The 23477-nt window shown below is 61.2% G+C and carries 19 protein-coding genes; 11 read left to right on the forward strand and 8 right to left on the reverse strand.

All coding sequences use genetic code 11. The annotated features are described in order from the left end of the window. Positions 1-1474, reverse strand: a 1474-nt coding sequence (locus JSS27_06180) for a peptidase S10 (protein ID MBS0208526.1), incomplete at its 3' end; no start/stop codon positions are given. 161 nt (positions 1475-1635) lie between these two features. Here JSS27_06180 and JSS27_06185 point away from each other — a divergent pair. The 4 genes from JSS27_06185 to JSS27_06200 all read left to right on the forward strand — a co-directional run bounded on the left by JSS27_06185 (position 1636) and on the right by JSS27_06200 (position 8631). Beyond that, positions 1636-3033, forward strand: a complete 1398-nt coding sequence (locus JSS27_06185; protein ID MBS0208527.1) for an MATE family efflux transporter — start codon at positions 1636-1638, stop codon at positions 3031-3033. Between the two features lie 62 nt (positions 3034-3095). Then, positions 3096-5633: a hypothetical protein gene (locus JSS27_06190; GenBank protein ID MBS0208528.1), complete on the forward strand. Its 2538-nt coding sequence runs from the start codon at positions 3096-3098 to the stop codon at positions 5631-5633. A gap of 8 nt (positions 5634-5641) precedes the next feature. Continuing rightward, positions 5642-7870 (forward strand): FdhF/YdeP family oxidoreductase, encoded by a 2229-nt coding sequence (locus JSS27_06195; GenBank protein MBS0208529.1) that lies wholly within the window; start codon positions 5642-5644, stop codon positions 7868-7870. 20 nt (positions 7871-7890) lie between these two features. Continuing rightward, entirely contained in the window at positions 7891-8631 is a 741-nt protein-coding gene (locus JSS27_06200) for a DUF1080 domain-containing protein (GenBank protein MBS0208530.1), read from the forward strand. A 21-nt stretch (positions 8632-8652) separates the two neighbouring features. Here the strand turns inward: JSS27_06200 and JSS27_06205 are convergent, their stop codons facing one another. The 3 genes from JSS27_06205 to JSS27_06215 form a co-directional block, all read right to left on the reverse strand. Further along, positions 8653-9231: an NUDIX hydrolase gene (locus JSS27_06205; GenBank protein ID MBS0208531.1), complete on the reverse strand. Its 579-nt coding sequence runs from the start codon at positions 9229-9231 to the stop codon at positions 8653-8655. 55 nt (positions 9232-9286) lie between these two features. After that, positions 9287-10045: an ABC transporter ATP-binding protein gene (locus JSS27_06210; protein ID MBS0208532.1), complete on the reverse strand. Its 759-nt coding sequence runs from the start codon at positions 10043-10045 to the stop codon at positions 9287-9289. Between the two features lie 100 nt (positions 10046-10145). After that, complete coding sequence (locus tag JSS27_06215) at positions 10146-10937, reverse strand: ABC transporter permease (GenBank protein MBS0208533.1); 792 nt, start codon at positions 10935-10937, stop codon at positions 10146-10148. Between the two features lie 268 nt (positions 10938-11205). Here JSS27_06215 and JSS27_06220 point away from each other — a divergent pair, with 268 nt between their 5' ends. Both JSS27_06220 and JSS27_06225 read left to right on the forward strand, forming a co-directional pair. Further along, entirely contained in the window at positions 11206-12252 is a 1047-nt protein-coding gene (locus tag JSS27_06220; protein MBS0208534.1) for a glycosyltransferase family 2 protein, read from the forward strand. A gap of 321 nt (positions 12253-12573) precedes the next feature. Continuing rightward, complete coding sequence (locus JSS27_06225; GenBank protein ID MBS0208535.1) at positions 12574-13737, forward strand: glycosyltransferase family 4 protein; 1164 nt, start codon at positions 12574-12576, stop codon at positions 13735-13737. A gap of 93 nt (positions 13738-13830) precedes the next feature. On the opposite strand, the gene gmd is transcribed toward JSS27_06225, so the two are convergent. Together gmd and JSS27_06235 are read right to left on the reverse strand one after the other, a co-directional pair. Continuing rightward, the gene (gene gmd, locus JSS27_06230) at positions 13831-14823 is read right to left on the reverse strand and encodes a GDP-mannose 4,6-dehydratase (GenBank protein ID MBS0208536.1); all 993 of its coding nucleotides are present in this window, start codon (positions 14821-14823) and stop codon (positions 13831-13833) included. A 211-nt stretch (positions 14824-15034) separates the two neighbouring features. Further along, entirely contained in the window at positions 15035-15865 is an 831-nt protein-coding gene (locus tag JSS27_06235; GenBank protein ID MBS0208537.1) for a glycosyltransferase family 2 protein, read from the reverse strand. 41 nt (positions 15866-15906) lie between these two features. Between JSS27_06235 and JSS27_06240 the strand changes: the two genes are divergently transcribed. Beyond that, positions 15907-16554, forward strand: coding sequence for a 2'-5' RNA ligase family protein (locus tag JSS27_06240; GenBank protein MBS0208538.1), 648 nt, complete (start codon positions 15907-15909; stop codon positions 16552-16554). Here JSS27_06240 and JSS27_06245 read toward each other — a convergent pair. Next, entirely contained in the window at positions 16528-17139 is a 612-nt protein-coding gene (locus JSS27_06245; GenBank protein MBS0208539.1) for a hypothetical protein, read from the reverse strand. The genes JSS27_06240 and JSS27_06245 overlap by 27 nt on opposite strands. A 69-nt stretch (positions 17140-17208) precedes the next feature. Further along, complete coding sequence (locus JSS27_06250) at positions 17209-18024, reverse strand: class I SAM-dependent methyltransferase (protein MBS0208540.1); 816 nt, start codon at positions 18022-18024, stop codon at positions 17209-17211. A 138-nt stretch (positions 18025-18162) separates the two neighbouring features. Here JSS27_06250 and JSS27_06255 point away from each other — a divergent pair, with 138 nt between their 5' ends. From JSS27_06255 to JSS27_06270, 4 genes are all read left to right on the forward strand, one after another. Continuing rightward, positions 18163-19797 (forward strand): hypothetical protein, encoded by a 1635-nt coding sequence (locus JSS27_06255; protein MBS0208541.1) that lies wholly within the window; start codon positions 18163-18165, stop codon positions 19795-19797. A gap of 289 nt (positions 19798-20086) precedes the next feature. Then, positions 20087-20701, forward strand: coding sequence for a class II aldolase/adducin family protein (locus tag JSS27_06260; protein MBS0208542.1), 615 nt, complete (start codon positions 20087-20089; stop codon positions 20699-20701). Positions 20702-20763: 62 nt separating this feature from the next. Then, entirely contained in the window at positions 20764-21894 is a 1131-nt protein-coding gene (locus JSS27_06265) for a GtrA family protein (protein ID MBS0208543.1), read from the forward strand. After that, the gene (locus JSS27_06270; GenBank protein ID MBS0208544.1) at positions 21875-23440 is read left to right on the forward strand and encodes a histidine phosphatase family protein; all 1566 of its coding nucleotides are present in this window, start codon (positions 21875-21877) and stop codon (positions 23438-23440) included. The genes JSS27_06265 and JSS27_06270 overlap by 20 nt, the downstream gene beginning before the upstream one ends. Positions 23441-23477 lie beyond the last annotated feature (37 nt).

Genomic DNA, 23477 nt, shown 5'->3' on the forward strand with positions numbered 1-23477 from the left:
TGTGCCCGGCCTCGAAGTAGCTGAAGGTGATCCGCTTCTTCATCTCCGCATCGAGGCCGAGGTGATTCATGGTGTAATCGGTTGCGAAGTACGGCGTGGCCAGGTCGTAATAGCCACTGGCCACAAACACGCGCAGGCCAGGGTTCTTGCGGACCGCTCCCGCGAGTTGCGGGCCGACGTTGAGGAATGAATTGCGGGCCCCGAAGTCCCACGGCTGGACCCGGCCGGTGAGCACCTCGTACTTCAGGTCCGTGTCGTACTTCAGGTCGCGGCGGAAGTACTGATTGGCCGCGCCGGTGAACGCCGTGAACACCGCCGCGTAGCTCGGGTCCGATTCGGGCCGATTGCCGACCATGTCGGCGTCGACGCCCTTGAGGCGCGAGTCGAACCGCCCGACTGTCCGCGCCTGATCGCGGAGCAGCTCCTTGCAGAACCGCTGGATCTCGATGCGGAAGTTGGAGCGGGTGACGTAATCCTCCGAAAGCCCGGTCAGGCGGGCGAGCTTCTTCGCGAGCGCGGTGCGCTCCTCGCCGGTGAGCTTATCGCCCTTCATCAGCAGTTGCGGGTACTCGCCGGCGGCGAACTGTTCGCTCTCGGTCAGCGCCTTCTTCAGGTCGCCGAGCAGGTCGCCAGGCAGACGCTTATGGTGCCAGGCCGTTGCAGTGTAACTCGGGAGGAACAGCGAGTAGGGCAAGTCGTGCCCATCGTCGAAGCGGGCGGTGCCGAAGTTGAGGATGCTGGAGACGAGGACCACGCCCGAGAGGTCAATGCCGAGCGAGTCCTGAAGGTAAGCAGCGAGCGCGGCCGCGCGGGTGGTGCCGTAGCTCTCGCCGGCAATGAACTTCGCGGAGCCCCATCGCTGGTGGCGCGTCAGGTACAATCGAATGAACTCGCCGACAGCGGCCACGTCTTCCTGCACGCCGTGATATCTCTTCGGATCCACGCCCGGCGCGGCCCGGCTATAGCCCGTGCTCACCGGGTCGATAAACACGAGGTCGGTCACGTCGAGGAGCGACAGGTCGTTGTCGCCGACTTTCGAGGGCGGCATCGGCTGCTCACCGGTCTCGGGCATGACGGCCCGGCGGGGCCCCCACGCACCGAGGTGCAGCCAGACCGAGGAACTGCCCGGGCCGCCGTTGAAGCAGAACGTGATCGGCCGGGCCGGGTCGGGCGGCGACACGACGACTGCTGCCGGCTGCCCCGCCGGGACGGGGCCCGGCTCGGTGACCTTGACCCGGTGGTAGGCGACGAAAAAGATGCTCGCCTGGGCTTTGCCCTCGTCGTCGCGGAGGAGGATGTTGCCGGTGTTGGCGACGTAGTCGATCTTCTGCCCGCCGATGGTCACTGCCGACCGCGACTCCACGAGCCGTTCAGACGGCAGCGCGCCGGGGGCGGCCTTGTCCTGCCCGGCAACCGGGCCCGCCGCCCACACCAGACCGCAGAGCAGAATTCCAGACAAACGGACACGAGACATACGTTCCTCATTCGCAGGGCGTGCCACCGACCCCGGCTGTCGGGGTTGTGGCGACTCATCTAGCATGTTAATGACACCGTTCGGGCCGACCTAGATCGGACCGGGTAAAATCGGCAAATTAGGCAGACCCGTCTGTCGCTTCAACCCGCATTCTCGTCTCGATGCCGACCTCTGTGGAACCTCTGATAACCCGCCTGCCGCACGGCCCCGTCGTCGGTCGGGTGTTCCGGTTGGCGATTCCGGTACTGATCCAGCAACTGCTGATCCTGGTCGTCGGGCTCTCCGACCGCTGGCTGGCCGGGCACCTGCCCGCCGGCTCGGCCGAGGAACTGGCCGCGTACCAGGCCGCCCAGGGCACGGCCCTTTACCTGGGCTGGTTCATCTCCAGCTACACCGTCCTCGTGAGTGCCGGTGCGAGCGCGGTGGTCGCCCGCTGCATCGGCGCGGGCGACACGCCGGCGGCCGGCCGGGCGATGCACCAGGCGATCCTCCTCGGGCTCTTCGTAGGGCTTCTGGGCGCGTTCATCGGCGTCGGATTTACGGGCCTGCTCGTGCGGTCCCTCAGCCTCGAAGGGGATGCGGCACGCTTCTGCATTGCGTACCTCCGGCCCATGTTCTGGCTTTACGGCGCCCAGGTCGTCGAGGCGGCCGGGATCGCATGCCTTCAGGGCGCGGGCGACACGCGGACCGGCCTTTTCGTGCAGGGCGGGATCGCGGTGGGCAACCTTCCCGTCGCGTGGCTCATGTGCAGGGGGTTCGGCGACTGGCCGGGCCTCGGCTTCCGCGGCATCGCCTGGGGCACCGCGCTGTGCTACGTGTTCGGGGCAATCGCCGTCGCCATCGTCCTGGCACGGGGAAGGGCGGGATTGCGACTCAGGCTCCCGGGATTCCGGCCGGACTTCCACATGCTCTGGCGGTTGCTGCGGGTCAGCCTCCCGGCCGGGGCCGACAGCCTCTCGGTCGTTGCCGGGCAGTTCGTGTTTCTGACAATCATCAATGACCTCGGCGTGATCGCCGCCGCCGCTCACACCACCGCGCTGGGCTGGGAAGCGCTCGGCTTCCAGTCGGCCCACGCCTTCGGGATCGCCGCGATGGCGCTCGTGGGCCAGAACCTCGGCGCGAAGCGGCCCGACGACGCGGCCCATGCCGGCTGGACCGCGTTCGGGTTCGGCTGCCTATGTACCTGCGTCATGGGTCTGATCTTCTACATCTTCGCGCCGGAGATGGCGCGGTTCTTCAACCCGGACCCCATGCAGGCGCGGACGGTGGCCGAGGCGGTACCCGTGCTTCGCCTTGTCGCATTGGCGACCCCCGCGCTCGCGAGCACGATTATCTTCACGCAGGCTCTGCGTGGCGCGGGTGATACGCGGGTGCCGGTGTTGTTCACATGGTGCGGGTTCCTCCTGGTTCGCCTGCCGCTGGCGTATTTGCTGACGGGCCCGCGGTTCGGGCTGGGGTTGTACGGCGCGTGGCTGGCGATGTGTGCGGACCTCGCGGTTCGCGGGACGTTTTTCTTCTGGCGGTTTGCGAGCGGCCGGTGGAAGCTGGCCCGGGTATGACGCCGGGATTGCACCTTCGCCGGCCGGTCCGACTTCGGTATGCTGAGCGACGGGAGCCGCTCATGTGTCGGTTGGCGTTACTCATTCTAATTCTGGGAGCCGTGGCGGCCGCACCCGCGGGGGTGGGGCGCGTTGCCGGGCCGCCGGAACGCCGCGACCGGCACGGCGACCGCCTGCCCGAGTCGGCCGTTACGCGGATCGGCACCGTCCGGTATCGCGGTCTGATGTCTCGCGGCCCGGATCCGAAGACTCTGGCAGTGTTGCGCGAAAACCGGGTAGTCGTCGTCGATGCCGAGACGTGTGCGGAGGTGCGTCGGCTGCCCGGCCCGGACCCCGCCCGACTGGAAGTGGATAGTTTCCTGCTCGACCCGGCCGGTCGCCGCGTGGCATACGGCGGGGGCAACCGCATCGCGGTCCTGGATGTCGCTACCGGCCAGACCGTGTTCGAGGGACAGTTTGAACGCGAGTCGTACCGCGGCGGCCTCGAGTTCTCCGCCCGACCCGTGGCATTCGTTCCGGGATCGGACGTGCTGATCGCGGAGTGCCCGATGTGCGAGATGCCAATTGTCGCCTGGCACCTCGGGCGACGCCAGCGGGCCTGGCAGTTCGGCCCGATCGACATCGGCAACGACGACACGACCACGCACGTCCTCGGGCTGATCGCCGGGAATTCGCAACTGGTTGTCGTGCGATCGCGATCGACCGAAACGGTAGCGCTTATGCTCGATGCCGCGACTGGCGAGGAACGCGCTTCGCTGGAGCTGGGTGCAAACCTCGACTTCAATCATGCCGTGCTCTCGCCGGACGGGAAGCAGATGGCATTCAGCGACAATGTCCTCGGCATACACCGCGTCGAGCTTCCCGGCGGGGGTGAGCTGGAGCGGATCAAAGTTCAAGGCGAGAGCGACACGTACGGCATGCAGTACTCGCGCGACTCGCGCCGGCTGGTCGTGCTCGGCCCCTACTGGATGCAGATGTTCGACGCCACGACCGCAAAGTCGCTCGGCCGCAACAACGCGTCCGGGTTTATCGGCATCAACAACCCCCGCCTGGTCTTCAGTGAGGACGACTCAACACTCTGGGTCCAGGGAACGGACGATTCGCGATGGCGCAAATTCGACGGACGTACCGCCCGTGAAAAGAAACTGCCCGACCTCGGACCGCAGGGACACGTGACCTGCCTCGCGGTCAGCGCGGACGGGTCGCGAGTCATCACCGGTTGCAACGATGATCTGCCGCGCGTCTACAACGGCATGACGGGTGAACAACTCCGGCGATACTCGGCTTCGCTCTTCGGCGCGTTCACGGGCCGGGACGATTCGGGTGTCGGCGGCGTCGCGATCACGGCCGACGGTTCACTGGCCGCACTGCGGATGAACGATGACCGCGTTGTGATCTGGGAGCCGAGCACCGGCCGCAGCCGCCGGACCATTAATCTCGACGGCGCGTTTGCCGGAGACACGGTCGCATTCAGCCCGGACGGCAAGACGCTCGCCGTCGGCCCCGGAGGATTTGCAGGGCCGAACCGTGCGAAGGTCGAGAACCCTCTCCGGCAGTTCGACGTGGCGACGGGCAGGGAAAAACCGGCAATCACCAAACTCACCGGGCAGGTCTCGTCGCTGGTGTATTCGCCGTGCGGCCGCTGGCTCGGCGCGGTCACTATGCATCAGGACGATTCGCCCGGCTACCTCCTTATTGAGGCCAGCACCGGGCGACTGTTACGGTCCATCAGCGCCAACGTGTACACGGCCGCGTTCGTCCCGTTCGCCGACGCGATCGTGTACTCTTCGCCGGAAGAACTCGTCATGTGGGAGCCGGCTTCCGGCGAGGTCCGCGTCCGTTATCCCTTGCCGCACGACGACATGATCGATCTGCTCGCGGTCTCGCCGTGCGGCCGATGGCTGGCCGGTGCGAACAACGGCTCGGGCACACGCAAGATCTACCTGTGGGATCTGAGGACGGGCCACGTCCTGCCGCCGCTCTATGGACACAACCATTACATTTCGTCGCTGGCGTTCGGGCCGAACGGCCGGCTCGTGAGCGGTAGCTTCGACACGACGGCGCTCGTGTGGGACGTGAACACTCGGCCGTGTTCCGCGCCGGCAGCGCTCCCGAAGGAACAATGGTCGAACGCCTGGTCCGACCTCGCCGGCAATGGCATCACCGCCCACAACACTACGGAGCGGCTGATCGCCACCGGATCGGACGTCGTGCCGTTCCTGCGCGAGCGTGTGCGGCCTGCGACGGCCGTCGACCCGGCACTCGTGACAGAACTCATCGGTCGGCTGGACGCGCCCAAGTTCACGGACCGGCAACGGGCCACGCTGGAACTGGAACGATTCGACCGGATCGTCGAGCCGGCCCTGAGACTCGCGATGCAGGAACTCCCGTCGGCCGAGGCACGCCGGCGGGTGCAACGACTCCTGGACCGGATGGACGGGCCGCACACCGATCCCGACCGGGCCCGAGAAATGCGAGCCGTCGAGGCGCTAGCGAGAATGAACGAGCCCGATGCGGTAGCTCTGTTGAAGGAACTGGCCGGCGGCGTGCCGGCCGCGAGGCTGACGCAGGCGGCCCGGCGGGCCTGCGAACGGAGGTGACACGACCGATGCGACGCCGGCGAAGCGGGGGCGGCTGGGCCGCCATTCTGTACACGATGCGCATGGCCCGGCGGGTCGGCTTCCGCCGGCTCTGGTACGCGCTGCGTTCCCGCAACGCCTGCAAGACCTGCGCGCTGGGCATGGGGGGCCAACAAGGGGGTATGGTCAACGAGTCGGGGCACTTTCCCGAGGTCTGTAAGAAGTCGCTCCAAGCCATGGCCGCCGATATGCAAGGTGCCATTCGCACCGACTTTTGGTCCACCTATTCGGTGCCGCAACTGCAAAGCTTTTCGCCGCGCGAACTTGAATTCTGTGGCCGGATCACCCAGCCGGTCATCCTGGAACCTGGGCAGCAGTACTATCGGCCGATTCCGTGGGATGAGGCCCTTCGTCGGATCGCCGGCCAGCTCAAGCAGTTTCGCTCCGACGAGACCTTCTGGTACTTCAGCGGTCGCAGTTCGAATGAGGCTGGCTTCTTGTTGCAATTGTTCGCTCGGGTGTACGGCACGAACAACGTCAACAACTGCAGCTATTACTGTCATCAGGCCAGCGGCGTCGGACTGGGGGGAGTGCTGGGGAGCGGTGTCGGCACGATTCAGCTCGAAGACCTGGACCACTGCGACCTGTACGTCCTGATCGGCGGCAACCCGGCCAGCAACCATCCGCGGCTGATGACCACACTGAAGAATCTGCGCCGTCGTGGCGGACAGGTGATCGTGGTCAATCCAGTGATCGAGACTGGGTTGGTCAACTTCAAAGTGCCTAGCGATCCGTGGAGCATGCTGTTTGGTAGCGAGATCGCCAATCAATACGTCCAGTTGCACATCGGCGGCGACCTGGCGTTGTTGTACGCCGTGATGAAACGCATGCTCGAATTGGGGGCTGTCGACGAGCAATACCTGGCCAGCTATTGCGACGGTTGGCCGGCCTTGAAGGAGCGTTTGCAGCAACTGGACTGGTCCGAGTTGCTGGCCAAGAGCGGCGCGTCGCGCGCCGATATCGATGAGATGGCCGAGCGCTATGCCCGGGCCAAGAACGTCGTCTTTGGCTGGACGATGGGGATCACGCATCACACTAACGGCGTCGAGAACGTCGAAGCGGTTGCCAGCTTGGCGCTGATGCGCGGGATGGTCGGCCGGCCGCACGCGGGCTTGATGCCGATTCGCGGCCACTCGAACGTGCAAGGCATCGGCTCGGTCGGCGTCGCGCCCAAGTTGAAGGATGCGATCTTCCAGCGTCTGCAATCACATTTCAACATTCAACTACCGACCAGCACGGGCATGGACACGATGGCCTGCATGGAAGCCGCGCAGGCCAACAGGGTGCGGTTCGCGATGTGTCTGGGCGGAAACCTGTTCGGCTCGAACCCCGACGCCACCTATGCCCGGGACTCGATGAGCAAGATCGACACGGTGGTTTACCTGAACACGACGCTCAATACCGGTCACGCGCACGGGCTGGGCAAAACGACGATCATCTTGCCCGTGCTAGCCCGCGACGAGGAGCCCCAACCGACGACGCAGGAGTCGATGTTCAGCTATGTGCGGCTCAGCGACGGCGGCCCGGCTCGGCACGAGGGCCCGCGTAGCGAGATCGAAGTAATCGCCAGCCTGGCGCGCGGCGTGCTTGGGGACGATGGGCCGATCGATTGGCGGACCATGGAAGACACGCATCAAATCCGCGAAGCGATTGCCAAGATCATCCCAGGTTGGGAGCAGATCGCCACGATTGATCGAACCAAGCAAGAGTTTCAGATCGCCGGCCGCACGTTCCACGAGCCGAAGTTTCCCACGGCCAATGGCCGCGCGCAGATTTCTGTTCACTCGATTCCCGAGTTGGCTGGCGGTGAGGACGAGTTGCGGCTGATGACGGTGCGGAGCGAGGGGCAATTCAATACAGTCGTTTACGAAGACTACGATCTATACCGAAGCGTCGAGCGCCGCGATGTGATCCTGATGCATCCGGATGACATGCGCCGGCGCGGCTTGCAGAACGATCAGCGCGTGACCGTGACCAGCCAGGCGGGCGAGATGCCGAACATCCTGGCCCGGGCGTGGCCGAAGATCAAAGCGGGGAACGTGCTGATGTACTATCCCGAGGCCAATGTCCTGGTTCCCCGGGCGCTCGATCCACGTTCCAAGACGCCGGCCTTCAAAGCGGTGCTAGTGACCGTGGCGCCGATGGCGCCGGCCACCATGATGCCGCAACGCATTGCACAACCCGTCACCGTTCAATAATCAACCTGGAGGTTCATGCGATGCGTCGCGCAAGTCTGATTGTGGCGTCGGTGGCCGAATGTTTACTTATCGCGCTGGTGGCCCGTGCCGCCGAGTCCGACGGGTTCGTGCCGTTGTTCAACGGGACCGATTTATCGGGTTGGCGGATACCACAAGGGGACAACGGCCACTGGCGCGTTGTCGACGGCGTGATCGACTATGACGCCGAAAGCGAGGCGACCGGCGATAAGAACTTGTGGACCGAAAAAGAATACGGCGATTTCACGCTACGCGCCGATTGGCGGATTAAAGAGACGCCCTACTTGAACCCGCGCGCCAAGATCGTCATGCCCGACGGTCACAACAAGCTCGACGCCGCGGGCAAGGAAATCGACATCATCGTTCCCGACAGCGACTCGGGCATTTTCCTGCGCGGCGAAGGGAAGTCACAGGTCAACATCTGGTGTTGGCCGGTTGGTTCCGGAGAGATCTACGGCTATCGCATGGACAAGAAGATGCCGCCGGAAGTCCACCGTGGCGTCACGCCGCTCGTCGTGGCGGACAAGGATATTGGCCAGTGGAACACCTTCGAGATCACCATTCGCGGCGACCGGGTGTCGGTCAAGTTAAACGGCCAGCAGGTGCTCGAAAACGCTCAACTACCGGGCATTCCCACGCGCGGTCCACTGGCCTTGCAACACCACGGCGGCAAAAAGAACGGCGAGTGGAACAGCCCACCGGCTTTGGTGCAGTTCCGCAATCTCTCGATCAAGGAACTGTAAAGCGGCCTTCAGATCGCACGCTCAATCGGCCAACAGCAGCGCTAAGGCCGCGCCGGCCGCGCCGGCCAGGATGTTGAACTCGCCACGACGCAGGCTGGCAATCAAGTCGCGCCGGTTGTGCAGTTCGACCGTCAGCGGCTCGGTGTCGTGGTGCTCGGGCGCTTGAATCGGCAGGCAATTGCGGGCCACGAACAGGTGCATCTTGCCGCACTCGCGATTGCCGTCGACCGTGTAGCTGCCCAGCGCTTCCCAATTGGTCGTGCCGTAGCCGGTCTCCTCGCGCAGCTCGCGCTCGGCCGCGACCTGGGGGGACTCGCGCAGATCGATAATGCCGGCCGGCATACTGAGCGTCGATACCCGTGGACCGTGTTTGTAGCCGCGAACCAGGATCCATTCTCCCTCGATCGTGGTGGCGGCCACGACGACAAATTCGGGGAGCACGATCCGATAGAAGTCGTCGATTACGCGCCCGCCGGCAAGTTGCACCTGCTCGCGGTGGACCGAGAACCAGGGGGCGATTTCCAGCAGCGGGGTCGAACCAAGCGTCCGCCAGGGTTGCTGAACGTCTGAGCTGAGAGAACCTGGCTGTTGAACTTCCATAACGACAACGCGCTAGCAGAAGAAGCGGATTGTGTTGGCCAGGCCTGGAGACGAACTACGCCGCCTGTGCCAGCGATGGTTGCACTGTATTGTTGTACGCAGCGATGACTTGTTCGGTTGGCCCGAGCATGCGAACTCGGCCGTGATCCATCCAGATAAGCCGATTACACAAACCTTGCAGCGCCGACATGTCGTGACTGGCTAGAACGACAATCTGGGCCGACTGAATCATCGTTTCCATCCTGCGGCGGGCCTTTTCCTGAAAGGCGCGATCGCCGGCACTGAGAATTTCGTCGACGATCAGGATTTCAGGCTCGACGGAGGTGGCAATGGCAAAGCCCAGACGAACGGTCATGCCGGTCGAGTAATAGCGAACGGGCATATCGAGATATTGCCCCAATTCACTGAAATCGGCGATGGCCTGAATACGCTTGGCGATCGTCCGCGGTGTTTCGCCTTGCAAAAAGCTACGGTAGGAAATGTTTTCCCAACCAGAAGCATCGGGCTCGAACCCAAGCGTTACATCAAACAGCGCGCTCACTCGCCCGTTCACATCGCACGTGCCATGCGTGGGAGGGTAAACTCCGGCCAGCGTCTTGAGCAGCGTGCTTTTGCCGGCGCCGTTGTGACCGATAACGCCCAGCCGATCTCCCTCGCTGATCTCGAAGTTCAAAGCGTCGAGCGCTTTAACCGTGATACGCGGGTTCACGTTCTTGCGGAACATGCCCCGCACCACAAACTCCTTGAGCGACATACGTCCCAAGCGGCGCACATCGAAGCTAACACAAACGTCGTCGAGTCGAATGTGGGCCATACCGTGGTTTCTTCGGTGATTTGAAGTTAGCTGCCGTCATTACGGGCGGTGCGTTGTCGCGAGGCCAGTTGTTTGGCCTCGAGGTCTGCCGTTCGACCTGCTAGAGGAAAAAGATCAGCCGGCGTTCCACTCGCGACAGAATCCAACCGGCCAGCGCTACCAGCACGCACGTCGTCGCCCCGGTCAACAACCAGGCGTGCAGCGTGGCCAGCCGGCAGTCAAGGATCGGAGCGCGAATCAGCTCGAGCGCCGCAGCCAGGGGATTCCATTTGATCAACCAGCTCATGCCATGATCGTTGAGCAGTCCGGGCGAATAGAAGACTGGCGTCAAATAAAACGTCATCTGCAATCCAACCTGAACCAAGTGTTGCATGTCGGGAAAAATGACATTTACAACACCCATGCAAACGGCGACGGACCAGGCCAGCACGAAAAGTAGGGCCAGCGCTGGTACCACGCTCCACAGATGCAGCAGGTGTTGAGGGCCGCGCAAACAAACCACCATGGCCAACAGCACCAACAAGCCAATGGCAAAATGCAGTGCCATCCCCAGCGTCACGCGGAGCGGATAAATGGCTAACGGCGCCGGATGTTGGCGGATGTAGATTTCGCTCTGGAAAAAACACTGGCAGCCTTCCGACGTACAGCCAGTCACAAAGCTCCAGAATGCTAGGCCTGACAACACGTACGGCGCGTAGGTGACGACGTCTTCGTGGAACAACTGCGAGAAGACGACGCAAAACACCGTGGTCATGGCGATCGGGTTCATCAGCGACCAGCCAATGCCCAGCCAACTGCGGCGATAGCGGCGGCGCAGGTCGACCTTGACCAACGACATCCAAAAGTACCGCTTGGACCAGATCGAAGAGAAATAGTCGGACGTTGCTATCATGGGCGTTGCACTTCCCACTCCAGGGTTCGGAACGAGGGTGGCGAATATTATCAGCCCGCTTGTTTCGTATCAACAGCGCCCCTGCGTTGCAACTGGGCCGTGCATCTTGCGGCACGCTTCGGGGAGACTGAATTGCGCTTGCTAGCGTGGGGTGATTGGCTCGCCAACGCATCGAGAAGAAGTCGTCTTCATCGCGCGCCGTAAATCTGGCACAATCGCACGCCACACGCTCCGAGTTTGGTTTTGCCCGATTGGGAGTTCCCCTTCCATGTCTCTTGGTCCGCTGGCGCCTCGATTGAATCGCTCAACTGAGGCAGAGCTTGACGAATTGCCTGCAGGGGCAGCCAGCATCGCCGTCGTGATTGTTAACTACAATGGTCGGCATTACCTGGGCCAATGTCTCGACCACCTGGCCGCTCAAACCTTGCGGGCCAAGCGCGTCATCGTGGTCGATAATGCCAGCAGTGACGAATCGCTGGTGGCGGGCGAACGCCACTACCCCACGGTGGAAGTCATTCGGTTGCCCAAGAATATTGGCTTCGCGGCGGCGAACAATGTCGCCATCCGACTGGCGACTGATTGCCGCTGGGTGGCGCTGCTGAACGCCGACGCATTTCCCGAACCAGCCTGGCTGGAAAAGCTACACCATGCGACGGTCGACTCGCCCGAAGTGGCCGTCTTGGGATGCACCCTGGTTCAGGCCAACGATCCAGCCGCGCTCGACGGAACTGGCGACGTCTACCACGTGAGCGGGGTGGCCTGGCGTCGCGACTGGGGACGGCCGGTGTCGAACATGCGTCGTACCTCGGCAGGAACGGTCGGGCCGTGCGCCGCCGCAGCCATGTATCGTCGCGACGCATTATTAGACGTCAACGGCTTTGACGAGGATTTCTTCTGCTATCTCGAAGACGTTGATTTGGGACTGCGTTTGCGGCTCGCCGGCTACCAGTATCGGCACGTTTCGGACGCCACAGTGCGTCACGTGGGATCGGCCATCACCGTCAAGCATAGCGACTTCTACTTGTATCATGGTCACCGGAATCTTCCCTGGGTTTATGTCAAGAACATGCCTGGCGTGTTGTTCTGGCTGTTTTTGCCACAACATTTGTTGTTGAATCTGGCCAGCGTCGTCTACTTTGCCTTGCGCGGGCGCGGTCGAGTCCTGTTGCGCGCCAAGCGTGATGCCATTGGCGGCTTGCCACGTTTCTTGCGCAAGCGTCGACAACAAGCCGCGCAACGGAAAGTCTCATTGGCAGCCACGTTAAAGATGCTCAATTGCGGAGCATTTCTGGCCTACGCTCGTAGCTGGCGCTAGAACCGTTGATGCGGCACGAGTCGCTGCTAACACCCGCCGACAAGAGCTGTGAAACCCTCTTAGGTTCAACTTGGAACTGCTTGTATGAGACCACGAACCAGCCATCCAGTCTTGGCGGCCCAGGGTGATTTAACGGTTGGCACTGCGCTAGCGCCGACAACTACGAACGATTGTCCAGCGGCCGACATCGCTCCCAATACTCGTGCAGGGGTTAACGTGCTAGGCCCGTTCGGTTATCCCTCGGGTCTGCAAGTGTCCACGTTGTCCACGGTCAGGGCGCTGCGGTTACTGGGTACGCCAGTGTCCTGCCGGGATGTGCCGGTGCGACCTGAGGTTGAGTTGTCGCGCCAAAGTGAGTACCTCGGACAAGAGGCGTTTGACGTCAGCATCTTGCATTTGCAACCCGATTTGATGTTCGATACCAGCTACGAGCGGGCCCGCCTCCGGCCGCGCGACGATGTCTATCGCATTGGAATCTGGTATTGGGAGTTGAGCAATGTGCCCGCCGAATGGCCCCGACAAGCGCTGCTGCTCGACGAGATTTGGGCGCCAACGCGATTCATCGCCGACGCGCTGAGCAACACCATGCCAGTTCCGGTGACGTACATGCTGCCAGGCTTGGAATTACCGCGGTTCCCGGTGAAGTCGCGGTGCGAGTTTGGACTTCCCGACGATCACTATCTGTTTCTCTTTGCCTTCGACATGCGGAGTTCGATGGAGCGAAAGAACCCGATTGCGTTGATCCGCGCCTTTCGCCAGGCATTCTCGCCGAACGAGAAAGTCTCGCTGGCGATTAAGGTCGCGTGTGGCGACCGTGATCCGCGGGCATTAGCGCAGCTCAAGCGCGAAGCGGCCGGCATCAATGTCGTGATTATCGAGCAGTTCATGACGCACGAAGACGCTTATGGTCTGATTAACGCCTGCGACTGCTTTGCCTCGTTTCATCGTTCAGAAGGCTTCGGCCTTTGCATCGCCGAGGCGATGGCGATGGGCAAGCCGGTCATCGCCACCGGCTATTCAGGCAACATGGACTTCATGACCAGCGACGATACGCTGCTGGTGAACTACGAACTCGCGTCGCTGGAATATGACATCCCGCCTTACCGCCAAGGGAACCTGTGGGCCAAGCCATCGGTCGCTCATGGCACCGAATGTCTGCGCTGGGTTTATGAGCACCCGGCCGAGGCCCGGGCCTTGGGCAAGCGCGGTCAGCAATTGGTGCGCCGGGTGTTATCGCTCGAGTCGGCGGCGCGCCGGATGAGCGACCGGCTGGCTCAGATCAGGCAATTGCCACGTCGAATCAACCAGCGTCCTAAGAAGATGTTTCGATTCGATTGCGCCGGCCAGCCGACCGGGCGCATCTCTCGGGCGCTTGCCAAGGTGGGACGTCACCTGCGCTACTATGGGGCTGCCCCGACAGTACAGCGCTCGGCTCAGGAATGCCAGCGGTTTGCCTCGCGACAATGGCGCCGCATCTTTAGCTAGAGAACGAGCCGGGCGTCTGGAACCTGGCGCGGACGGTGGGCGTACGTCGCCGCCGAGAACGTGAGCAAGCGGCTGCGCGATGGCTCAAAGCGGTCAGGCGGCCAGCCTGATGGGCGCTTTCGCCCCTGACTTTAAAAGGTCGAGATCGGCGTCGACCATCGTGGTCACCAGCGTCTCGAATCGCATCTCGGGCATCCAGCCAAACCGCTTTCGCGCCTTGGTGTAGTCGCCCAGCAGCAGATCGACCTCGGTGGGTCGATAGAACTTGGGATCGATGGCGACGTAGTCTTTCCAGTCCAACCCCACGTGATCGAACGCCAGGCGTACGAACTCTTCGACGGAATGAGTTTCATTCGTGGCGATGACGTAGTCGTCGGGAGCGTCTTGCTGCAGCATCATCCACATCGCTCGGACGTAATCGCCGGCGTAGCCCCAATCGCGCAGCGCCTGAAGATTGCCCAGGCGCAGCTCGCTGGCCAAGCCCAGCTTGATTTGGGCGACGCCGTGGCTGATCTTGCGTGTGACGAATTCGAGGCCGCGGCGCGGCGATTCGTGATTGAACAGAATTCCCGAGCAAGCGAATAGCTGATAGCTTTCGCGGTAGTTGACCGTGATGTAATGACCGTAAACCTTGGCCACGCCGTAGGGGCTGCGCGGGTAGAACGGCGTGGTTTCCCGCTGGGGCGTTTCGCGCACCCGGCCGAACATCTCGCTCGAGCTGGCTTGGTAAAAACGAATCTGGTCGTTCACTTCGCGAATCGCATCCAGCATCCGGGTGACGCCCAGTCCGGTGACTTCGGAAGTCAGCACCGGTTGCTCCCAACTGGTGGGCACAAAGCTTTGCGCGGCGAGATTGTAGATTTCCGTGGGCCGCACCGCGTCGATCAAGCGAATCAGCGACAATTGATCGAGCACGTCTCCCTGGTGCAAACTGATGCGGTCTTTGAGATGGGCAATGCGTTCAAGATTCTCGCTGCTCGACCGGCGCATCATGCCGTGAACGCGATAGCCTTTCGACAACAAGAACTCGGCCAGATACGACCCGTCTTGACCGGTGATTCCAGTGATCAGAGCCGTGCCTGCCATCCTGAGTCCTTCCGTGATCTTCGCGTGACTGACCGCTCGCCGCACATACGTTGCCAGTGGTTCAGGGGGCGGCGATATCGATGCTTGCAGAGGTTGTCGGTGCGGCAATATATCGGGGTGGTAAAAGCAGGGTCAAGTTCACTTTCAGCACGTCGGCCGCGGTAATGCTGGTCCGACGAGCATCAGGCGACGCCGCCCTTTGCTAGCACCATCATGCGGCGCGACGGACTGGCTCGACGCCGAGTTGGCCCGCTTGTTCCTGGCGTCGCAGCGAATGTCGCAGCGCAAAGATGTAAGCAAAGGTGCGGCGCACCAGACGCATCTTGCCGCGGAGCGTGCCGCCCCCCTTGGCCTCGCCATGCTTGCGCAGGCCAAAATCGACCGGCAACTCGAGCACTGGCCGCTGGTGTTGCGCCGCCTGGTACAGCGCGTACAAGTCCAGCGAGAAGTCATCGGGCGGCGCTGGCAGCAACTCGAGGAACGAGCGATGAAACAGCTTGGGCTGGGCATTGATATCATGCAGCGGAGTCTGCAAGGCCAGCGAAGCCACGACCCCCATTCCCCAGGTGAAGAACCGGTCGACCACGCCTCGCCCGCGTCGCCGACCGCGGATCAACGTGCCCTTCGGGTCGGGCGCCTGGCCAAGCTGCTGAAAGCCCAGCAATACATCAAGCGGATCCGTTTGTAAATCGGCATGCGTCCAGGCCAGGTACGCGCCGCGACAATCGCGGAGACCGGAGACGATGCCGTAGCCATAGCCTTGATTGACGGGTACATGAACAGCGCGGGCGAAGGCGTTTTCCGGTTTGGCCAGTTCGCTGGCCAGCGCTTCCGCCGAGCGGTCAGTCGAACCGTTGTTGACCAGTACGACTTCGACGTCACCTCGCCCGGCGAGGACCGCGCGAAACCGTTCCAGAATCAAAGGGATGTTGCCAGATTCGTTGTAACATGGCACAACGATCGAAAGCTGGCAGGCCGTCGCTGACTGACGCTGATAGGCGCTGCCAGATGCTGAATCGGGGAGTGCGGCAGATGAGCTCATCGGCAAGTTTCCATTTCTTCTTCTGATTGGCGCCGGCAACGATGAATCGTCAGGCTGATTCGGTTCCCCTGTTCTTCTCGCTTGAGCCGGACCCGGCATTGACGACGTTGATCCTCGACTACAAGCAGCGCACTCGTCGCGTCGCGGGGGACCAGCTTTACCTTTCCGATCCACCCCACTTGACGGTTTACCTGGCCGCGTTTGCCAGTTCTGCAAAACTGGACGAGGCCTGGGACCGAATCGTCGGGCGACTCGTCGCGCCGACGTTCGAGATCACCGGCTGGCACTTGTTCGAACAGGACGCGCTGACGGGGAGGCAAACGCTCGTGTGCGATCTGTGCGCCGCAGACCGTGACATTTTTCGCGCTCTGCAGCGAACGGTCGTGGACGCGGCCGCGCCGTGGCGTGACCGCCGTGCGACCGAGCAACGATATGCTGGGCGGTTGGATCGCTTGCAGCATGTCGAACGCGAACAGGTAGAGCGAGTCGGGTTTCCCTTCGTCGGCGACGGCTGGCATCCGCATTTTTCGATTGCCTCGATCGCCACCGGCGACTGGCCGCGGGTCAGAGCCGAGTTGTGGAACGACCCGCCACGGGGAAGATTCACCTGTCCACGCTTGCAGTTGTACGAGCTTCATGACGGGCATCCGAGGCTGGTACGCTCAAGCAGCCTGGCGACGGGCGTTTGAGCCGAGCGCTGCTTGCCACAAATCGGGGCGCTTGGTGCAAACGGCGTCGACCGAAAAGGGCGCCAATTGCAGCGCGTACTGCGAAATGGTGGTGACCGGCCGTCCTTGCAACTCGGGCGAAACCGCACAAAACCGAAAGTGTCGCTTTAGCCGAGCATAGCTGTCCGGTTCGAAGGGCATGGTCGTAAAGCAATCGACCCAGACCCAGTCCACTTTGCCCGCCATGGCCAGGCAGCTTTCCACCGGCTCGTATTCCGAGAACCGCATGGCGATGCGCGATTCGCCCTGGGAACTGAGCAGGCGAATCATGGGAAACGAGCTATCGAGAAAGAAGTAGTTTTCAATGCCGTGGGCTTGTAGCAACTCGAGCGCGCGGTGCTCGATGCGCTCGCTCTTGATGTTCAGAATCATCAGTCCGTGGCGATAGTGCTTCAAGTAGTCCGCGAAGCGCTCGCCATCGGTGAAGGGGTCGTGCTGCAGAATGAGTTCGCCACCCTGATCGCGCAAGTCGAGCTCAACGCCGTGCTCGACGGGAACGTCGGCCAACTGTCGGATATTGTTAATCCGGTGATGAATGAACAGCATCGCGGTTCGCTATCGAGGAATACCGACTTGCCGGCCTGGTAGAATAGCGCGGACGCAAACTGAGCTCGCTCAAGCAGCGAGGGCTTGCCGTTGTTCGGCTGTTTTTGCGACGATGAACGCTTGGCCGCCATAGCCGTAGTCGAGCAGACGACGGAAAACGAGTTCGGGATGGGACTTTTGAAAGTTGGCGAATGCTCCGGCCACGCCGCGCTCGTTCGAACCTGCATAGGCAAAAAAGTCGTCCAGCACGATGACGCTGCCAGGTTGCAACACTGGGGCCATGAACTCGAGCGCCACGCGCGCCGGTTCACCCAGGTCACAGTCGATCAGCGCCACGGCGATCTTTTGAATGCCGAGTTCATCGGGTGTTTTCTTGCCAATCGTGTCTTCAATATAGCCCGGCAAGACGTCCCATTCGGCGCGGCGACCGAATTGACCCGAGAGACGGCTCAATGTTTTCTGGTAACTGCTCTTAAATTCACCCGGCCGAAAGAACGGATGCTGGTCCGCGTCGGTCGAATAACGAAAGCCCTCGAAAGAATCGAAGCCCCAGAATTTGCGCGGCTGCGCCTCTTGGCCCTTGGTCGATTCATGGCATTCAAGCGCCGCGATGAACGACGAACCCTCGTACATGCCGAATTCCAAGTAATCGCCCGCGACCGCTTCGCAGTTGGCGAGATAGAACGCCTTTTTCAAAGCGCGGACTTTTTCGACATTGTGCTCGATCGGCACGCTCAGCCTGGCGATTCGCTTGATGACGAACGATTGTAACCATTGACTGTTCTGGGCGATGAAGCCAAGCATGCGTTGGTCTCTAGTCGGGCGTTTTAAACAGTAATGCCGAGGGCAAAACCTATCGCGGCATACTAGCTGCATCAAGATCAATCGTTTTGGTTGACTGTCTACAGCGTCTTAGCCGCGGGTGATAGCGGCAACGGCTTGCTGCTAGCGGTGACCGCATCGATTAAGTTCCGCTGGATTTCGTCTTCTCGAACGCCGTATGACGGAGATAAAACTTGCTCCATGACGTCATCATCGGACCAGTTATCGCCACCCAGCCGGCTATCAGGCATCGTTCTTGCTGCCGGCTTCGGAGTTGCTTTCGCAGGACTGTTGGCGGCCAAATTGACTTGGGGAGTTTTTGACTACGGTTGCCCCACCTATTGTGGAAACATGATTTGGCAAATCGCCACTAAGGGATTTCCCGCCGAATTCGCGGGAACTCCGGGAGTGGTTGCCAACTACCACCAGGGCACGTTCTGGCTTTCGGCGCAACTAAGCAAGTGGATCGAAATCGAGCCCGCGGCTGCCATCCGCTGGGTGTTGTTCCTGTTCAGCGTCGCTAACTTCACGATTCTGTCGGTGGTGGGCGTCCGCACGCGCGGCCCGACATTAACCGTGATGATCATGGCCACGGTGTTTTTTTCCGCGAGTCCCCCGACTTGTAACACCTGGCCATTGAACACCGCTTCCGTCGGTTGGTTTGAATACATCAGCCTGTTCGAATACCTTGCCGGCACGTCTACTCCAATCGCGTTCCTGCTGATGACCTGCCTGGTGATCGGATCGAGCCATGGTACGACGCCAGCCAGGTTTTTGGCGATCTGCCTACCCCCGCTGCTGCTTTTGCCGATCATCAATCCTACGGCCTTCATGGTAAGTTTTCTGGCCGTTGGTACCCTGTTGGCGGAAGGCGCTAGCGACGGGGGGAAAAGAAAGCTGCCATCGCCTGCTTGGATACTTCCGGCAGCCGCGTGGTTGTTCACCTATTTTTTGCCAAGGTGCTATCCCTCGGCGATGCTACAGGGGGACAACTACGAACCGGTCAAACTAGGCTTGCGCTTGTTCGCGACGGACGGCTGGGTGACGATCGGCGAGTACTTGGCGCTGCACCCCATGGCAAACCATTTCACACTGATCTTCGTGCTGATGCAGATCGTTTCGTTGCGATGGAAGACTCCGTTTGGATCGCGGCTATTCCTGCTGTGCTATCTATTTCCGCTGGTGGTCTCGTTCGATAACGTATTTCGCTGGGACAATACTCACAAATTTGTGCTGCTGTCGTCCATGGCTTCACTTTACGTCTGGTTGATTCCAGGGAATTGGTTTGCTTTTCTTTCGTCTTCATGGCGGCGCTGGGGATATGCCGCGGCCGCAATCTCGTTGCTCTGCTCGATACCGTCCCAGTTCAACCTCTTTGCCACGCGAATGACCTACGCAACGCCGTCGTTCACCCCGGCGCCATGTCCCGACGATGCGTTGTACCGATATCTGCGGGACGCCTATCGCCAATCAGGGCGCCGATGCATGCTCTGGCCTTATGGCGATCAGCAATACTGTGGTCGCCTGGCAATGGTCGTCTCCAATACGAATGTGTCGTGCGCCGGCGCCTACTTTTCGTTCTTTCTGCTCGCGCCTGAACTAGAAGCACAGACGTTGGTCGAGCGAGACTGGTTTGAGCATGACGTGCTATCGCTGCAAAGCCGCTACCCTTCGCACATTCACGTTTGCATCGCCCCACATGGCAGTTGGCGGGAACTTGAATCGCGCATGGCTGACAAGAACCTGAGGCTCCGAGTGACCGCGAGTTTCGAGCACTACCGGTTAGGTGAATTGAGCCCTTGGGACGCGCCAGGCGAAGCCGAACCGTCGAAGTGATGATCTGCATGCATCCTTCGGTTGAGCCATGGACACCGAGTGCGGCAAGCCCAGGCCGAGGCGTTCCTTGCCAGCGTATCGTGACGCTCGGTTTACCATTGACCGAAACGCCGAAGTGGCCTACGATCCGCCCCCATTTGACCAGCTTTCAGCCACGGCCTGACATCGGATTGCTATCACCTTTCGGCCCGTACTGAAAGGTCGAGCGAGGGAGGGGTTGCACGTGTCTTCCAATCTGCCATTTCAAGCGCTCGATCAATTACGTGAAGACGTTTGCCATGCCAACCGCATGCTGCCCGAGCTTGAGTTGGTCGTCATGCACTCAGGCAACGCTAGCGGTTACGACCCGATCTCGGGCCGATTGGTCATCAAGCCTTCGGGCATGGACTACGACAAGATCACGCCCGATTGCCTGGTCGAGGTCGAAGTGGCAAGCGGACGGATCGTGCGCGGCGATTTGAAGCCCAGCGTCGATCTGCCGCACCATCTCTATCTGTATCGCAACATGCCCGATGTGCGTTCGGTGATTCACACCCACAGCAACCATGCGACGGCGTTCGCCGCCTGCCAGCGACCGATTCCGCTGGTGCTAACCGCTATTGCCGACGAGTTTGGCGGTGAAATCCCTTGCACTCCGTATGTCAGTAACGAAGGGGATCAAATTGGCGAGGCAATCGTCAAATACGCCAATGGTCGGCCAGCCGTGTTGCTGGGCAATCATGGCGTATTTGCCTGGGGCGGTTCCGTGGCCGCCGCTTTGAAATGCGCTGCCATGGTCGAAGACGTAGCGCGCACCGTCTTGTTGGCAATGCAGTTGGGCAGTCTGGTGACAATCCCGGCGCACGAGGCCTCAAAGTGGTTCGACCGTTACCAGCATCGTTACGGCCAGCATCGCGCGGCCTGAGCCAGAGGATCGACCACGAGACGAACTGCAAAGCTCTGAAGTCGATCGAACCCTCGTTCGTCATGAATGCGAAGTCCGGTATGAAACTGCCCAGCACCATCGAACGCGCCAGGCGACGCTGCACGCGACTGATCGTGTACAGCCATCTGTCGTACCTGGCTTACCGCTATCGCTACCTCACCGTCTTTACGCTGATTGGTGTCTCGTCGTTGTTGATGGAGATTGCGCTGGCACGGTTCGTGATGCCGGCCAGTTGGCCCTGGCTGGCGCAAGCGCTGGTGGCGTTTGGACTGGGGCTGATGACCAGCTTCCTGTTGAATGCCACATTCAATTTTCGCGTGCCGAAGCGGGACTTCGTGCGCACCTTTCAGCGGTTCGCGCTCGTTTCGGTGATTTCCTTCGCGTTGAACATGCTGGCGGTCGCCTGCTTTTATAACTGGATTGGCCCGGCCTACGGCGAAGCGCGGCTGGTTTCGGCGGCGATTCTGTTCCTGGTCGCGTACTCGCTGCATCGGCGTTTCACGTTCGACATGACGCGAAACTTCGGAATCGCCCTATACGCTTCACGGGAAGAAAGATTGTACGAAGCCTTCTTGCGGATCGGCCGCAAGTGCGACCATGTCCACATGGATCTCGTCGACGAAAGCTTCAATCCTCGCTGTGCGCCGGTCGAGGTCGGCCGCGTGCGGTTGGCCCGCAAGTTGTGGAATCGGGCGCCAATTTGTCTGCACATTATGTCGCGTCGACCGCGGCATTGGATGGAACAGACCTGGGACGACGTCGATTGGTATCTGTTTCACACGAATATCGACGATGAGCCGCTTAAGCTGGTTGTCGAGTGTCGTATGCGTGGCAAGAAGGTGGGGGTCGTTTGGCATCGAAATGACGCCGTCGAGACGCTGTTCCCATTGCTGCCGCATGTCGACTTCGTGATGGTATTGGGCATTGCCGAACCGGGCCGCTCGGGCCAACAGTTGCTCGACGAGGCGCTGGCCGTGACCGACATGCTGCATCGCATTCGAGGCAACTATCGATACGAGGTGATGGTCGACGGTGGTGTGAACCCACAGACCATTCGTCGCTTGCCCGCCAAATACGTGGTGGCCGCCAGCTCGGTGCTGCGCGCCAACAACCCGATCCTCTCACTGCACCGGCTAAAAACGGAATCGCGCTATGAGCGAATTGCCGCTTAAACAACGCATCCAACAAGCCCTGTGGAGCGTGGTCGAAGGCCGGCCGGAGATCTTGTCAGCCACGCTGACGGGCAGCTTCCAGGAAGCCGATACGCTGGACGCGGTCAGCGATATCGATTTCGTCGTCGTGCTCGACTGTCTGGACGAATCGCGATACCGACAACTGCTCGCCGAATTGGAAACGGCGTTGACGCCCGTGTTAAGCCGCGCTGGGTTCGGGCTGTACATCAATCCGACGCTCGGGCCCCTCAAGTTCAACGATCCGCGGACGGCCGTGCTGCATTTGATGCTCTATTCGCGCGCTGGGCACGTCGAGCATGTGGTATCCAGCCCGTTTACCTGTCTCGATTGGCAACGCTCCAAGCTGTTTTGCCAACGGAGCCTGGCCCAGGTTTACCCGGTCTTTGGTCTGCAGCCCCATCATTTTGTTTCGTCGCGAAGGAGCGTGACCGATTACCTGCGCGATTACGACGCGCGGGTCGTTTCGTATCGTGAACTGGTGTTCTCCGTGGACGGCCCTCGCGAAGAGAAGCGAACCAAGTTGATGGACGTCCGCGATCGGTACGAGTTCAGCTACCACATTGTGCGGTTCTTGATGGAGAACCTGGTCAAGTTGGTAACGCGCCGCAACCTGGCCCTTCGTGGCGACGCCCTGTTGGACGCTTACTTTGCCGTCTTCCCGGAGAATCGCTCGGCGATTGCCGGCCTGTATCGCGAACTGGCGCGCAAGAAGCAGCGTGCCGACTTCACTGACTCGTTGCCCAACCTCGACGTCCAGTTGCGCGACTTCATCAGCAGGTTTGAAGCTCAATTCCAGGACACGTTCGTCCAGCAGGCAACGCGGCACGTCGTATTCCGACATGCCGAGACTGCGGCAAATCGCGGCAAGTACGGCAACCGGGTATTCCTGGGACGGTCGAATCCTCCGATCGAGAATGTACCGGCCGAGCGGCTGGAGCGGTTGGCGTCGACAATCGGCGGCCACTCGATCGAGCGCGTCTTTTGCTCGCCGCTGTTGCGCTGTCTGCAGTCACTTCAGCAAGTGACTGCTCGGTGCTCGTTGCCTACTCTCACGTTCGATGATCGATTGCTGGAGATTGACTACGGCGCCGTGGAAGGATTGACCATTGACGACGCTCGCAGGCATTACCCCGAGCTGTTTCACGCCTGGGACCGGCACGAGGACCCCTGTTTTCCCGACGGAGAATCGACGCAAGCTGTTGAACGGCGCGTGGTGAAGTTTGTCAACGAATGTTGGGGCGGCGCCGGGAATACCTTGACTTGTACCCACAATGTCGTGCTTCGCGCGCTGGTTGGGCGCACGCTACAAGTTCCCCCGGAACTTTGGCACAAAATCCAGATTCCGCATCTGGCGCCGATTGTGTTTGTGCAGACCCGTGAACACGGCTTATTCCTCGATTTGTCCGAAGATGTCGAGCGGGAAGTGTTTCGCGAGTTTGCCGAGCGAGCCCCCGAGAACACCACGGCACCGACGCTTGCCGCCGCCGGCGCTACAGGAATCGAGTTGGCCCCGTCTTTGCGATAACGCGGTGTCGGCCACTGAGATGGCCGGCGTTTGATTT

Source organism: Planctomycetota bacterium (genome assembly GCA_018242585.1).
Lineage (GTDB): Bacteria > Planctomycetota > Planctomycetia > Pirellulales > PNKZ01 > JAFEBQ01.

Bases quoted from the DNA above. Each gene is read 5' to 3' on its own strand.
- JSS27_06245 (MBS0208539.1), bottom strand. From the start codon at position 17,139: ATGCTGTTCATTCATCACCGGATTAACAATATCCGACAGTTGGCCGAC.
- JSS27_06255 (MBS0208541.1), top strand. From the start codon at position 18,163: ATGACGTCATCATCGGACCAGTTATCGCCACCCAGCCGGCTATCAGGC.
- JSS27_06200 (MBS0208530.1), top strand. From the start codon at position 7,891: ATGCGTCGCGCAAGTCTGATTGTGGCGTCGGTGGCCGAATGTTTACTT.
- JSS27_06235 (MBS0208537.1), bottom strand. From the start codon at position 15,865: ATGAGCTCATCTGCCGCACTCCCCGATTCAGCATCTGGCAGCGCCTAT.
- JSS27_06185 (MBS0208527.1), top strand. From the start codon at position 1,636: ATGCCGACCTCTGTGGAACCTCTGATAACCCGCCTGCCGCACGGCCCC.
- JSS27_06240 (MBS0208538.1), top strand. From the start codon at position 15,907: ATGAATCGTCAGGCTGATTCGGTTCCCCTGTTCTTCTCGCTTGAGCCG.
- gmd (MBS0208536.1), bottom strand. From the start codon at position 14,823: ATGGCAGGCACGGCTCTGATCACTGGAATCACCGGTCAAGACGGGTCG.
- JSS27_06190 (MBS0208528.1), top strand. From the start codon at position 3,096: ATGTGTCGGTTGGCGTTACTCATTCTAATTCTGGGAGCCGTGGCGGCC.
- JSS27_06195 (MBS0208529.1), top strand. From the start codon at position 5,642: ATGCGACGCCGGCGAAGCGGGGGCGGCTGGGCCGCCATTCTGTACACG.
- JSS27_06220 (MBS0208534.1), top strand. From the start codon at position 11,206: ATGTCTCTTGGTCCGCTGGCGCCTCGATTGAATCGCTCAACTGAGGCA.
- JSS27_06260 (MBS0208542.1), top strand. From the start codon at position 20,087: ATGCTGCCCGAGCTTGAGTTGGTCGTCATGCACTCAGGCAACGCTAGC.
- JSS27_06265 (MBS0208543.1), top strand. From the start codon at position 20,764: ATGAATGCGAAGTCCGGTATGAAACTGCCCAGCACCATCGAACGCGCC.
- JSS27_06270 (MBS0208544.1), top strand. From the start codon at position 21,875: ATGAGCGAATTGCCGCTTAAACAACGCATCCAACAAGCCCTGTGGAGC.
- JSS27_06210 (MBS0208532.1), bottom strand. From the start codon at position 10,045: ATGGCCCACATTCGACTCGACGACGTTTGTGTTAGCTTCGATGTGCGC.
- JSS27_06205 (MBS0208531.1), bottom strand. From the start codon at position 9,231: ATGGAAGTTCAACAGCCAGGTTCTCTCAGCTCAGACGTTCAGCAACCC.
- JSS27_06215 (MBS0208533.1), bottom strand. From the start codon at position 10,937: ATGATAGCAACGTCCGACTATTTCTCTTCGATCTGGTCCAAGCGGTAC.